Source organism: Pseudoalteromonas sp. 2CM41L, from assembly GCF_023161905.1.
In the GTDB taxonomy this organism is placed as follows: Bacteria; Pseudomonadota; Gammaproteobacteria; order Enterobacterales; family Alteromonadaceae; genus Pseudoalteromonas; species Pseudoalteromonas atlantica.
Map to the genome: position 1 here is coordinate 1 of NZ_JALNTN010000010.1, position 14,874 is coordinate 14,874.

General features: G+C 38.0%; 10 protein-coding genes. 2 read left to right on the forward strand and 8 right to left on the reverse strand.

What is annotated here, in order from left to right; genetic code table 11:
• The first annotated feature begins 1,641 nt into the window (after nt 1–1,641).
• Nucleotides 1,642–1,908, forward strand: a complete 267-nt coding sequence (locus MTF64_RS12435; RefSeq protein WP_248451560.1) for a hypothetical protein — start codon at nt 1,642–1,644, stop codon at nt 1,906–1,908.
• Nucleotides 1,909–1,937: 29 nt separating this feature from the next.
• Nucleotides 1,938–2,528: an OmpA family protein gene (locus tag MTF64_RS19990; RefSeq protein ID WP_248451658.1), complete on the forward strand. Its 591-nt coding sequence runs from the start codon at nt 1,938–1,940 to the stop codon at nt 2,526–2,528.
• A gap of 271 nt (nt 2,529–2,799) precedes the next feature.
• Here the strand turns inward: MTF64_RS19990 and MTF64_RS12445 are convergent, their stop codons facing one another.
• The 8 genes from MTF64_RS12445 to rfbD form a co-directional block, all read right to left on the reverse strand.
• The gene (locus MTF64_RS12445) at nt 2,800–3,483 is read right to left on the reverse strand and encodes an acylneuraminate cytidylyltransferase family protein (protein WP_248451561.1); all 684 of its coding nucleotides are present in this window, start codon (nt 3,481–3,483) and stop codon (nt 2,800–2,802) included.
• A complete protein-coding gene (locus MTF64_RS12450; RefSeq protein WP_248451562.1) occupies nt 3,480–4,136 on the reverse strand; it encodes an HAD hydrolase-like protein in 657 nt (218 codons plus the stop codon). Before MTF64_RS12450 ends, MTF64_RS12445 begins: the two co-directional genes overlap by 4 nt.
• Nucleotides 4,120–5,733 (reverse strand): aldolase catalytic domain-containing protein, encoded by a 1,614-nt coding sequence (locus MTF64_RS12455; RefSeq protein ID WP_248451563.1) that lies wholly within the window; start codon nt 5,731–5,733, stop codon nt 4,120–4,122. The genes MTF64_RS12450 and MTF64_RS12455 overlap by 17 nt, the downstream gene beginning before the upstream one ends.
• Nucleotides 5,734–5,750: 17 nt before the next feature.
• Nucleotides 5,751–6,809: a hypothetical protein gene (locus tag MTF64_RS12460; protein WP_248451564.1), complete on the reverse strand. Its 1,059-nt coding sequence runs from the start codon at nt 6,807–6,809 to the stop codon at nt 5,751–5,753.
• On the reverse strand, nt 6,810–7,823 hold the full coding sequence (locus MTF64_RS12465; protein WP_248451565.1) for a hypothetical protein: 1,014 nt from the start codon (nt 7,821–7,823) through the stop codon (nt 6,810–6,812). It lies immediately after the preceding gene.
• Nucleotides 7,824–7,832: 9 nt separating this feature from the next.
• Nucleotides 7,833–11,105 (reverse strand): glycosyltransferase, encoded by a 3,273-nt coding sequence (locus MTF64_RS12470; protein WP_248451566.1) that lies wholly within the window; start codon nt 11,103–11,105, stop codon nt 7,833–7,835.
• A gap of 68 nt (nt 11,106–11,173) precedes the next feature.
• Nucleotides 11,174–12,262 (reverse strand): dTDP-glucose 4,6-dehydratase, encoded by a 1,089-nt coding sequence (gene rfbB, locus MTF64_RS12475; protein ID WP_248451568.1) that lies wholly within the window; start codon nt 12,260–12,262, stop codon nt 11,174–11,176.
• A 1,702-nt stretch (nt 12,263–13,964) separates the two neighbouring features.
• Nucleotides 13,965–14,873, reverse strand: a complete 909-nt coding sequence (rfbD, locus tag MTF64_RS12480) for a dTDP-4-dehydrorhamnose reductase (protein ID WP_248451569.1) — start codon at nt 14,871–14,873, stop codon at nt 13,965–13,967.
• Nucleotide 14,874 lies beyond the last annotated feature (1 nt).

Genomic DNA, 14,874 nt, shown 5'->3' on the forward strand with positions numbered 1-14,874 from the left:
TTCTCCGTGTCCTCTGTGGTGATAACAATCACTTCATCACTTTATGTGTTTAACCAGACCATTTTATTAAAGTGCATCGAGGCGCTACGCGCTACACCGAGAAGTTATTAGCTCTTCTCCTTTTCTTCTCCGTGGCCTCTGTGGTGAAAACAATCTCTTCATCACTTCCCCAAAAAAAACCTACCACCGAGAGCACAGAGGCGCTGCGCACTACACCGAGAAGTTATTAGCGCTTCTCCTTCACTTCTCCGTGTCCTCTGTGGTGATAACAATCACTTCATCACTTTATGTGTTTAACCAGACCATTTTATTAAAGTGCATCGAGGCGCTACGCGCTACACCGAGAAGTTATTAGCTCTTCTCCTTTTCTTCTCCGTGGCCTCTGTGGTGAAAACAATCTCTTCATCACTTCCCCAAAAAAAACCTACCACCGAGAGCACAGAGGCGCTGCGCACTACACCGAGAAGTTATTAGCGCTTCTCCTTCACTTCTCCGTGTCCTCTGTGGTGATAACAATCACTTCATCACTTTATGTGTTTAACCAGACCATTTTATTAAAGTGCATCGAGGCGCTACGCGCTACACCGAGAAGTTATTAGCTCTTCTCCTTTTCTTCTCCGTGGCCTCTGTGGTGAAAACAATCTCTTCATCACTTCCCCAAAAAAAACCTACCACCGAGAGCACAGAGGCGCTGCGCACTACACCGAGAAGTTATTAGCTCTTCTCCTTTCCTTCTCCGTGCCCTCTGTGGTGATAACAGTTACTTTAGGTCTTTGCTCTAAAACAAATCTACCACCGAGGGCACAGAGGCGCTGCGCGCTTCACCGAGTAGTTATTAGCTCTTCTCCTTTCCTTCTCCGTGCCCTCTGTGGTGATAACAGTTACTTTAGGTCTTTGCTCTAAAACAAATCTACCACCGAGAGCACAGAGGCGCTGCGCGCTTCACCGAGCAGTTAATAGCTCTTCTCCTTCACTTCTCCGTGTCCTCTGTGGTGATAATAATCTCTTAATCACTTTGTGCACTTAACCCAAAACAAGTCTACCACCGAGAGCAAAGAGGCGCTGCGCGCTACACCGAGAAGTTATTAGCGCTTCTCCTTCACTTCTCCGTGTCCTCTGTGGTGATAACAATCACTTCATCACTTTATGTGTTTAACCAGACCATTTTATTAAAGTGCATAGAGGCGCTTCGCGCTTCTCAGAGAAATTATAACTAAATGCGCCAGCAAGTTAGCCGCATACAAAATATGCTCCCCTTTACTTGTACCCGTAAATAATATAATTTTTATTTATTAATATTTTCAAGGAAGAAAATAATGAAAAAGCAACAACACTCTGCATTCATGCTGTTATCGGGCTTATTCCCCCCCACAATAGCGAGGTAATAGATAAACTCCCTAACGCCAAACGCCTCTCACGTGCTTCATACGATACCCCCCTAGACATACTTATTAATACAAATAAGAAGCAATTTAAAACACTTGAAGAGCAGTACCATGTATACGCTCAAAAAGTAGATGCCTCAGAGCAAATTAGTCAGACCTATTACTTAACCGACGTTAAACAAAAATTACAAAATGAGGGCTATACTGTGCCTTATCTTGTTTAAAAGATTGCAATATAAAACCGCTCAGAAACGCCATGATTAAGAGTTTTAGATATAATAATTTGTATGGAATAGACCTACACAATGTAGAAAATAGATTTGGTTTTTTAACGGCAATAAAACCAATCGACGGACGTGAGCAAGCTATTATCATTATTGCCCAAAATAACCGCTCAAATGATTTACTGGCTAGTTACGAACAACTAACCGAAATACCACTACCTAGCAGTGGTGTAAAAATAGCGCAAAACTTTGTAATTAAACCACTCCATCATACAAGCTTAAAAGCCCCTAAAAAGTAGAGGGCAAAGTTATCACGGTTAACTACCGTATAGACAAACAAGTAGGCCCCTACGCCGTATATAAAAACTATATGAACGCACTACAACAAGCAGGGTTTACCATATTGCATAACTGCAAGGCATCAACGTGTGGCAACATGGTTTTACGCGATAACTTAAAAAATACCATATTTGTAAAAAACCACAAAAGTGACATATACAATATTGATAAAAAAAGTCACTACTACCTTTTTACAGCAGAAAAAAAAGCACCTGAAGGGAGTATTTATACCTCCCTTTATAGCTTTCAGCGTAGGGGCAGTGAAGAAGTTGAGCTCGTTGTTGATATAATTGAAGAGCGCGAAATGAGTAAAGTGGCACTAAATGTAGATGCCGACACCATAGGCAAACAAATTAAAAGCACGGGGAGCATATCGCTATACGGTATTGAGTTTGACTTTGACAGCCACTCTCTTAAGCCAAGTTCAAGCGAGCGACTCGCGCAAATTTCTGCATTTTTAGAGCAAGCTAGCAATGTGTCATTATACTTTGTAGGACATACCGACAATAAAGGGGCTTACAGCTATAACCAAGACTTATCAGCACGCCGTGCTGCAGAGGTAGTAAACCAGCTTGGTTAACAAGTACCAAATAGACTCAAGCCGATTACACCCTGTTGGTGTAGGTCCGGTAGCGCCAGAAGCAATGAACAACACAGACCAAAACAGGCAAAAACAGGCAAAAAAACCATCGCGTAGAGCTCGTATTAAAATCGCCTGATCATCTTTAATATTTTAGCCATTAATATAAAAATAAGGAAAAATAACTATACTTTCTTGTTTCCTAAATTATCGAGCTAATAGTATGTTAGCTCGATAATTTAGGAACCAGACTTCTAGTCATTAATACTACTTACAGATTCTTTACTTGTTTATTCCATAGCTCTTCCGCAAAAACAAAATCATCAGGCCAGTCTATATCAACAGATTTAATTTTAGGCTGCTCTAATAAAAATGGTTGTGTACCAATTCTGTCATCTAGTTGATTATAATTATCCACAGAAGATAAAAACACACCGCTATCAACCTCAAACAGAGGTTTAATATTTTGTGTCATTGGCCATTTTAAGGCGTTTCGATCATAACTTATTGGGTTTTTATCATCCCAAATAAAGCCCTGTAACTTAAGCACAGTCATTAGTGAATCATAACCGTTGTCTAACTGCTTAAAGTAAGTCGCTATAATATTGGCGTAATCAATTTCAGTAATAAATGGAGAGGTAACATGAGTCCATAAAACATGCCCCTCTTTAATTATAGAGGGCACATATTTAATTAGCTCATCAGTAGTAGTTGAGCTACTACCTAAATGGTCAGGTCTGTTATCTATTATTACTCGAGAGTCATTTACTTTATCTGCAAAGTCTAAAACACGCTCATCATTTGATGATACTAATATTGAGTCAATAGCAGAACATGCAAGTAGTTGATCTAGCTTAATTCTTAGTAGACCACCTTCAATGCCTGCAAATGGTTTAACGTTTTTATCAGGAATTCGTTGGCTACCTTTTCTACAAGGTAAAAAAGCTGTGATCATTGTAATTCACTCCAAGCATTTATTGTTGGTGCATTAATTTTTGATGCTAATTCAGCTAAACTAGCTTTTACATTTGAGTAAGGTAAGTAAGCAATAAAATTAATACTATTGGCCTGAGCAGCCTCTAAATCAGAGATCGCATCACCAAACATGATAGCGTTATTGCTATTGGTAATTTGTAGAATGTTACCAACTAAATCAGATTTTTTAGTTGGCGAACCAAAAATATCATCAAAGTAAACGTCTAAATTACGCACCTTAAAAACCTCTTTGAGCTCTTGCTGTTCAGAGCCACTGGCTATGTATTTTTTGCCGTTTAGTTGGTTAATAAATTCAATAAAGCCGGGTGTTAATTTAGCTTGTAAATAAAGCGATTTACATTGAGATGAATAAGCTTGGAGTATATCGCCTTTAATTTTATCTTTAGCTGTATCATCAAGCAGCAAAAACTGCTCGACAAACACATCAACATGATGAAAGCGCGATCGGCCAAAATTATTGCGAAAGTAATCTACGCAAACATTTACTCTTTTAGAGTCATTTATTATTGACGCTAAGGCGCTCTCCATTGCATCTATTTTTAATTGATTAGAGTCTAAAATTACCCCATCACAGTCAAATATGTATACGTCGTAATTAGCAATCGGGTGCATAAACTGAACCTTTCACTAATGGATATGTTGTTGGCGTTAAAGATACAACCTCTACTGCTGATTCATTTTTGGTATATAAATCTAAAATATTGATCATTTCTTGCTGGCGAGGGTCGTTTTTATCATAACCATCAAAACCTACTGATTTTACCGACTTAGGCTGTGACTCCATTAACATTGCGAGTACATATGCAGTGGTAATATCTGAAGGCACTACAGCGTAAGTTTTGTTTGATGCAAGCTTACCTGTTTTAACCTCTAAACCGTAGTCAATAAGCTCAAGGTTATCCATAAGCGCAAGTTCATCCTTAGTAAAACGATGTACTGGTAAAATAACTGGCTTGTTAAGTGCTTGGTAGCGCTGAGCATCAGCTAAAAACTTAGAGTTATGCGAAATCACATAATAGTCAATCATGTCAGTTGGTAATGACTCATTAATATTAATAGATATAACTACCGGCTTAAATTGCTCTATGTAAAGCTTAATAGCAGTTAAATACTTTTGTGTGCTTGGCCCGTTAGCAACTAAGAGTACATTTTTATTATTAAATACACCTATAGTAGCTTCTGAACCTGAAACCTCAGCAGTGCTTTCGTTAAATGATAAGGCAGTATTTAAAATAGCCCCATTATATGACGTGGTACTTTCAAGTTTACTTAAGTAATCAATAGCACCCACTATCTCGTCGGTGCCGTAATGCGTGTTAGATAATAAGTTTTGAATATAAGTAGGATGCACATCATATTGCGCCCCTAAAAAGTAAAGTAAGTTACTACCCCAACCATACTTTTTCTGCATAGGTTCAAAATGGCGTATTACCAACTCGTAAATAGGCTTAGCATTATATACAGAGCCTTCTTTATCAAGTACCGCTAGTAAACTTTCGGTTTGTGTATTACCAGCCCCACGGCCCATACCTGTAATTGTAGTATCAAGCCATGTAACACCTAAACTTTTTGCAGTTAACGTATTATCAAGCCCTTTGCCCATGTTATCGTGGGTATGTATGCCAAGTGGGCCATTCCACTCTGTGCGTAGCGCATTAACAATACGGGTAACTTCTGCACCATCCATATTACCTAGTGAGTCAGCAAAATAAAGTGCATCTAGCCCGCCCCACTCTGTTGCTTGGCGTGCTTTGTCAGCAATAACATCATCAGGTTTACCACCGGCTTGCATTAGGTTGTAACCCACTATGTAGCCAAGCGCTTTTAGTTGTTTAACTATCGGCCCCGAGTTTTCAACCTCATGAAAATGCGCAGCAATACGTACTAAATCTATTTTACTCTCACTCGCTGGTACAAATAGTTTTTTTACCGCAACTTCAACACTAAAACCTGACTCTAAAATAGTTTTAGCGTCAACCATAACACCGTAAGTTGGCCCTTTTGGTAAATCTAATGAATTTATATGTGCTTCTGTTGTATATGCATAGGCGCCTAAAAAACCAGATTTAGGGAAATTTCGTAAACCTAATTCAACAAATTCAATTTTTGCCTCGGCTACTGCATCTAAATATGCGCTAACAACTTCTGGTTCGAAGTCCCAATTGTTGTAGTAACCGCCATCACGCAATGTACAATCTAAAATATTCATAAATATTCTCTATCCGTTTAATTAATTAATTTTGTGTATGTTTCTAGATATTCTTCTCTAATAAACACCTTATTATTCATCAGAAGATTATTAAGGATTGATATAATAAAAAAAGCGTTAGGTAAGCCTCCAGCTATTTCATATAACAGATGATCATCTGCATATAACGGATAACCTGAGTTAAAAATGTCAACTGTTCTCCATTTAGCTTTTGTTTTATATATTTCATGCTCTTCTAACTTATTCTGTTCAACTTGATCTGTTAAAAATATTAACCTTCGTTTCTCTTGTCTTTTGCAAAAGAGAGCATCATCAGCTCGTGAAAATTGAATATTATCAGGTAAGTGTATTATTCCTTTTTGAACATACATCAAAAGAGCTCTATATAACTTGGACACTCCACAAATTACTATCTCCTCATTAGTAAACAAATAGTTACTAATTTTCTTTTTTAGCCTTAAACAACTTAATAAAGATGACGTAGTATCTTTTTCTAGAATTAAAGTTCGAAGAAAGTCGAACCCCAGTACAGAAGGGTGCAAACTAGAGTCAATAAATAAAAAATCTAAATCATATTGTAGAATTTGGCTTATTGATAACACGCGCTCTTTAAATTTATTTTCAAGATCGTATAAATTCCATATAGGATGTTGGTATTCATTATTTACTAAATACTTCTTTTTTTTCTTGTTTTCATACTCTCTAATAGCTAAGTCCCAAAATATAAAGCTAACACTCGGTATTTCCGAAAGCTCAACCAGAGCTTTTAAACATTTTTTATATAGATATTTATCATTATCAAATGTTATATATTTTTTTTCTATTCCGGTATGCCGTACACTATCAATAAACTGAAAAGTGTTACCAAAACGAAAATCTCCGACTAAAATAGTGATTTCGTCGAATTCATCCTGATGCTCTTTTATATATTTAAATAACTCTTTGTCCCAAATTGGTAAGCCACCGCAAGCAAAATATGTAGTATCCTCAATATTTTTTAAAGTACTATTTTTTACACCATTTTCCCATCGAACTACGTGGCTAGGACCTACGATTAACCTTCTCGTATTGACCACTTATTTCACCTTAACAATTTCGGCTTTAACACGATTGAAAAAATTTGAATTCTCTAGCTTTAGTCCTCTAAAACGAATAAATAAAGGAGATAAATTCACTTCTTTATCATTAGCATTAAACGCGCAAACTCTTGATGAACTAGGGATTTTATTATCAAAGCACTTCGTTCCAGAAATTAAGCAAAGCTTTCCAAGCTCAAGTATTGCTGTACAGTCAGAAAGTTGACCTAGCAACCAATCATTTCTAGGGTTATAAATGTCAATTAATGAATTTCTTGAAAAAATAAAGGTAGTAATAAAGATAGTACCAGCCTCTTTTTTATCACCTCTATCGACATGGATTAACCCAAGTAGAGTCATTGCTTGGCAGTAATTCCAATAACTTAGCGGATTGAATTCTGCTAGATGTGAATGCTCTTGAAGCTTTTTCAGGATTATATACCCAACATCTACCTTACCTAGGGTTAGCGCTAACATAGTAAATGTCGATGCAGAAGAAATAAACCATCTAATACTATGGGGATTTGTAGCGTTTATTGAGCTATCAAATAATTTCTTTTGCTCATAAACAGTATCAAATAGATAAGCTCTTTCATTTATGTCGTCTAAGACTCGATAAGATAATAGTGTTATTAAAGCCCCTAAATATGGGCTATCTGACGGTATTTTGCGTATATAAGCCAGTCCTACAAAAAAAATTTCATCTGGTGATAAGTTTCTAGCTGAAGCATTTATTAATGTTTCAGTCATATAAAAATCATCGTAAAATTTGCTTTCATCTAAATAATACTTATCTAGGTGAACTTGATAATCATTTATAAATAGCTCCACCTCCAGATAATTATATGTTCTTATATCTACATTTAATTGATATGAGCATTCTGATTCTATTTTTCGTGTTATATCCCATTTACAATTAGAGCCTGCTGTAAATAAGATCTCAGGCTCAACCTCACTTTCAAAATTCAACACTAAACTGTTTGATATAACATTAGTTTCTAAGTTTTTAATCATGTTAGCCTTCTATAAATTAAAATCAGTTTGATAATAACGATATAACTCATCAACTTGCTCTTTAGCAAACCTGATGTTTTTTTGTTCTACTGAAGAAAGTCCTTTATATGTAGCTCTATTTTTATTTATTTTATGAGTGACATCCATGATCTCGTTGATATTAGGTTTAATTACGAAACCGGTTTGAAGCGTAACATCCTCACCAATCCCTCCTAACTCGCTTGCAACAACCCAACAACCACTTGCAGTTGCTTCTCGTGTTACTAAACCATAGCTTTCAGGCCATAAAGAAGGCGCAAATAGCACATCTATTTTTTGGTACAGCTCAACCACACCTTGCTGACTTACTCGCCCTATAAAGGTCACTGGTACTTTTCCCCATGTAGTTTTGTACTCGTAACCTTGCTCTTTTGAGTGATCAACTATTAGCATTTCGAGGTTTTTAGGCTGCTGTTTCTCTATAGCTTGTTTTAATAAAAAATACCCTTTGTGGTTAGCCATGCCGCCAATGTGGGCGCACACTACATTATCGGTATAGTCTGTATTTTTAGGTGCCCATTGCATCGTAGAGCTAATACCATTTTTATTTACTACTATATTGGGGTATCCGTTTTGTGCATAAATATCTGCAAAACATTCCGATACGGTAAGTAATTTAGTCGCACCATTCAGCAGCTCTTTATAATAGTTTATACGTTCTATTGAATCACTTAACGATACGTTATTTGGTAAAACGCGTGGGGCAAACATATCTGGGTGGCCATTAGGGTATACGTTGTCTTTTTGATCAATTAAAAATTGATGGTCCGATATCCACCACGCATCGTGCGCTGTAACAATATAAGGTATGTTGTTATTTTTAGTTGCTTCTACCACCGAGGCCGTTAAGCGCTGCACGCAATGGAAATGCACTAAATCAGGTTGCTCAAGCTGTAAAAACTCCTCAAACAAATCGTACATGTTTTCATCTTTTGGGTGCCAATCCATATTTTCTCTAAACAATATGGTAGAGCGATATACAGTTACACCTTGATGTTGGTAGGTTTCTAGCTTGTATGGCGTGGTGCAGCGCTCGTCTGATGTAAATACAACCAGCTCAAAGTCATCGCCATATTGTTTTTGTAAAATATCAAAGTTGTCTGATAGCACACGTGTTGCCCCGCCAATAGATTGCGGTGGAAAAAACACGTTAACAAGCGCTATTTTCTTTTTAGGTTTCTCGGTAACGGCTACTGTGTTTGTAATATCGTTTACTAGCTTTTCACCTAATGCCTCAACTGTATATTCAGCTTTTACACGCTCAAGTGCTTTGGTAGCAATATTTGCTCGTAGCTCGTTGCTATTAATCAGCGAGGTTAACGCATCTGTCCACTCGCTTACAGTGGCAACCATAAGTGCATCTTCACCATGATTTATCACATCACGGTAATTTGCTGTACTACTTACAATTGATGGCACGCCTAAACACGCTGCTTCAAACCATTTAAGTTCGCTTTTACAACCATTTACAATATCATCATTTAATATTGCTAGGTTTATGTCTGCTTGCTCTAACAGGTTCCAATACGCTTTAATACTTTTAACTGGTGGTACTGTTAATAGCTGTGTTTTAAAGCGCTGCTTAAAGCTTTGTGGTAACTCTAAATAACCAGCAATAATTAACCTTACACTGTTATTTGTACTCAATACTTGCTCAAGTGCAGGTAAGGCAAGTTCAATAAAGTCGGTATTATGAGCTTGTGTACCACTGCCATAAAATATATCGATAGTCTTTTTGTCAGGCTTTTTAAAGTTAGTAAAATAGTTATGCTCGTCTAGGCCATTACGATGCAATAAGCATATATTTGAACTAACTAGTTTAGCTAGTTTTTCACGAAGTAACTCAGTAGAGGCAATACCAAATCGGCAACGCTTGGCAAGTGCAGCAAAACTAGCAGGCGCTTTGCGCAGCTCTATATGGGTACTTATATCAACATAGCCACCAAAGGTTTCTATTGGAGCTGGGTAGCTAGGCTCAAACAACAGGTCGTCAATTTCAAAAAATGACGCTTTACCATTTGCATTAACTTGCGCTAACGCTTTTAAAACACTTGGCACTGCTGGAGTTCGGTAAAAAATAACAACATCATGGAGTGCCACTTGGTTATAGCTTTGCTCAAGCTCGGTCCAGTTAATTGTTGTAACGGTTTTACCTTGTGATTCTAACTGCTCTACTTTTTGGTCAATCCGATAGCGTATACATTGCGGTATATGGTAGTCGCCAATAATTAGTACACGCTCAGTATTTAAATTATTTTTAAGCGGAACATCTTGCTCGGTAGAATAGTACTGATAGTAGGCATTATAAATATGGTCGGAATATTTTTCGGCGCAATCTATTAAGGTTTCACGCTTGTCTAAATTCCCTAATACCTGCATTTCGCCTAGGTTATCGTCGTATAATTTTTTACAAAAACTATCTATCCACTCAAGTGCAACTGTTTGCTCTGGGTTGTCTTGATTATATTTTATTAAAAAACGTAGCCCGCTAGTTATATTTGTTAGCTTTTCAAAACACGCGAGTAACGATCCTAATGCACCTATACTCATTTTATTATTTATTGCATAGCCGTGCTCATAAGCTTTTTGAGCAGTCCTAAAATCATTTTGCTCAAAATAAGTGCCCGCTATTATTTCCATAACTTCGTTAGATTGCTTAAAATAACAAGCAATTCGCCATGCACTACGCGCATTATGAAGCTTTGATTGATCACCCGTTGCTTTATATTGGTTGTAGATATTTAAACCTAAATGTTTATAAAACGTTGCGTTTTTTTCTGCTGACTCATAAAGCCTAATAGGTTTACCAACAACCCCTAACGCCATATCTAAAAAGTTAACAAGGGTTACTGCTAAATCCGTGTTGAGCGCTATTACATTTTCAAAATCGTACTCAACAATATTAAAAGCAAGGCCTACATGTTTATTTTTTTCAAACCAGTTATTTAAATTCGTTAAGCGCCCTTCATTTTTACCATAATTGAGCCAGTGTACTTTAGCGTCTTCTAAAGTAGTAATATTCGCTTGTGCCAAATCAGGATAAAAATGTGTGTAGAATGCTAAGTCTAGGTCAAACTGCATATCGGGGGATTGTGCAACATAATCTTTTAAATTTGCAAAACGCCCTTCTTTTTTCCCAAAGTTATTCCAGTGCGCAATTAGTTCTTGCTCACTTAATGCTACTAAATCGCTGTAAAGACTCTTATAAAAATCTATATCAAGCTTTGTGTTTGACTTGCTCATATTATTTGCTTTAGTAACAGCACTAGAGCTATTTACCTGCGTTTTTGATTTTTTTCTTTTAAACATGATTATTTACTTTCTAGTAAAGGAAGCCACCAAGCTTCGTTGTCTAAATACCAATTTAGTGTTTTTGTAAAACCTGTTTCAAAGCTCTCTGCTGGTACATAACCTAGCTCGTTATTTGTTTTTGTAGCATCAATCGCATAGCGACGGTCGTGCCCTGCACGGTCTTCAACATAAGTAATTAGTTGCTCAACGTTATTTTCTATAGCTGATTTTGCATTAGGGAAACGCTTTGCAAGTTCGGGGTTGTTTGCAAATTTTTCGCCCATTACTTTACATACCAATTTAACTATATCTATGTTGGCCCATTCGTTATTGCCACCAATGTTGTAGTTTTCACCAATGCGGCCTTTTTTAAGTACTAGCTCTATACCACGGGCGTGATCTTCTACGTATAACCAGTCACGAATTTGCTGGCCATCGCCATACACAGGCAGTGGTTTGTCGTTAAGTATGTTGGTTACAATTAAAGGGATTAACTTTTCTGGGAAGTGGTATGGCCCATAGTTGTTTGAACAGTTTGATGTTGTAACTTCAAGCCCATAAGTATGGTGATACGCACGTACTAAATGGTCACTCGCTGCTTTTGACGCTGAATAAGGTGAGTTAGGTGCGTAGGCTGTTTCTTCGGTAAAGGCAGGATCAGTAGCACTTAATGTGCCATATACCTCGTCGGTACTTACATGATGAAAACGATGCGCTAAAGGCTCGTTACCCGCCGCTTTTGGCTCGTCTATCCACTTTTTTTTAGCTGCTTTTAACAAGCTATACGTACCTAGTATATTTGTTTCTATAAAGGCATCTGGCCCGGTTATTGAGCGGTCAACATGTGACTCGGCAGCAAAGTGCACTATGGTGTTTAACTGGTGAGTGTCTATTAGGCTTTCTATTAATGCAGTATCGCAAATATCGCCGTGCACAAAGGTCATATTTGGGTTGTTTTCTACTAGGTCTAGGTTTGCTTTATTGCCTGCGTAGGTTAGTGCATCTAGTACAATTACTTTATCTTGCGGGTGGTTTGCTAACCAATAGTGTACAAAATTGGCACCTATAAACCCTGCGCCACCGGTTACTAATAGATTTTTTACTGTCATTTTTTATTCCATTTTATCTGGTTCTACAGTCCTACTTAATCATTACAAGTAGTAAGTTGCAAAACTACAAATTATTCAAAAACATTTACTTTACTCGCCTAAAAAGTAAGGTTTATAACTCATTCAAAAAACATTCCAGTACAGAGGCGCTTCGCGCTGCACTGAGAAAGATCTTCTCCTTCTCTTCTCTGTGTTCTCTGTGGTAATAAAATTACTTTCGTTGTTTATTTAAAAACAAATCTACCACCGAGGGCACAGAGGCGCTGCGCGCTACACTGAGAAGTTATTAATAACGCCAGCAAGCTGTGTGTCTACAAGTAATAATTACTTCTCCTTCTCTTCTTTGTGTCCTCTGTGGTAATAAAATCACTTTCATCGTTTATTTAAAAACAAATCTACCACCGAGAGCACAGAGGCGCTTCGCGCTGCACTAAGAAAGATCTTCTCCTTCTCTTCTCCGTGTTCTCTGTGGTGATAAAGTCACTTTCATCGTTTATTTAAAAACAAATCTACCACCGAGGGCACAAAGGCGCTGCGCGCTACACTGAGAAGTTATTTATAACGCCAGCAATGTGCGTCTACAAGTAACTATTACTTCTCTTTCTCTTCTTTGTGTTCTCTGTGTTCTCTGTGGTGATAATAATTTCTTAATCTCTTGAATGGGCTTAAACCAAAACAATTTTACCACCGAGAGCACAGAGGCGCTTCGCGCTGCACTGAGAAAGATCTTCTCCTTCTCTTCTCCGTGTTCTCTGTGGTGATAATAATTTCTTAATCACTTTATGCGTTTAACCCAAAACAATTTGACCACCGAGAGCACAGAGGCGCTGCGCGCTGCACTGAGAAAGATCTTCTCCTTCTCTTCTCCGTGTTCTCTGTGGTGATAAAGTCACTTTCATCGTTTATTTAAAAACAAATCTACCACCGAGGGCACAAAGGCGCTGCGCGCTACACTGAGAAGTTATTTATAACGCCAGCAATGTGCGTCTACAAGTAACTATTACTTCTCTTTCTCTTCTTTGTGTTCTCTGTGGTGATAATAATCTCTTAATCACTTTATGCGTTTAACCCAAAACAATTTGACCACCGAGAGCACAGAGGCGCTTCGCGCTGCACTGAGAAAGATCTTCTCCTTCTCTTCTCTGTGTTCTCTGTGGTGATAATAATCTCTTAATCACTTGAATGGGCTTAACCCTAAACAATTTGACCACCGAGAGCACAGAGGCGCTTCGCGCTGCACTGAGAAAGATCTTCTCCTTCTCTTCTCCGTGTTCTCTGTGGTGATAATAATTTCTTAATCTCTTGAATGGGCTTAAACCAAAACAATTTGACCACCGAGAGCACAGAGGCGCTGCGCGCTACACTGAGAAGTTATTAACGCCAGCAAGCTGTGCGTCTACAAGTAACTATTGCTTCTCTTTCTCTTCTTTGTGTTCTCTGTGGTAATAAAATCACTTTCGTTGTTTATTTAAAAACAAATCTACCACCGAGGGCACAGAGTCGCTTCGCGCTAAACTGAGAAGTTATTTATAACGCCAGCAAGCTGCGCGTCTACAAGTAACTATTACTTCTCCTTCTCTTCTCTGTGTTCTCTGTGGTGATAACAATCTCTTAATCACTTTGTGCATTTAGCCCAAACCATTTTTGCCACCGAGAGCACAGAGACGCTGAACCGAGAAGCTTTTAATAACGCGTCTACGGGTTAAATTTTTAGCGCTAGTTCATCTAACATATCACTTAACTGTGAACGCCAATGTATTGTTTGCACGCCACTCAACTGTTCTGCTTGCGCTTTATTTAACACGCTAAACGCGGGGCGCTTTGCCGGTGTAGGGTAGCTAGTTGCCGGTATAGGGCGTATTGGTATTGCTTTACTTAACAGCCCCTTTTCTATAGCAAGTTCTTGTATTGCTACAGCAAAGTCGTACCACGAGGCAACACCTGCATCAGTCCAATTTAAAATTGTTGTTTTATTGCTATTTAGTGTTGAATTTATACCGTTTTTTTGATTTTGTTGAGTAGCTAATGCCCATAACATATTAGCAAGCCCTGCAGCCCACGTTGGTGTACCCACTTGGTCTGCTACTATACCTAATTGCTGTTTTTGTTGCATTAAATTCAACATACTTTTGACAAAGTTCCCACCAAAAACAGAGTACACCCACGCAGTGCGCACAATTATAGCTTGGCTGCCTAATAGATTGCTCACAGCTTGCTCGCCCGCTAATTTAGATGCACCATACACACTTAAAGGATTGGTTATGTCGTTTGCTTCGTAGGGGGTGGTTTTTGTTCCATCAAACACAAAATCGGTTGATATATGAATTAATTTAGCACCAATTGTTTTACACACAGTCGCTAAATTAGCAGCGCCCTGCTCGTTTACAGCATAGGCCTGTTTTATATCGGTTTCGGCTTTGTCTACCGCCGTATAGGCTGCTGCGTTAATCACCACATCTGGTGAGTGTGTAATTAACACCTCGTTTAACGCAGCCATATTGGTTATATCTAATTCTTTACTGCTAAATAACTCAAGTTCTACATTGCTAGGGCATAGTTTGGCAAGCTCATTACCTAACTGGCCATTTTTACCTGTTACTAATACTTTCATG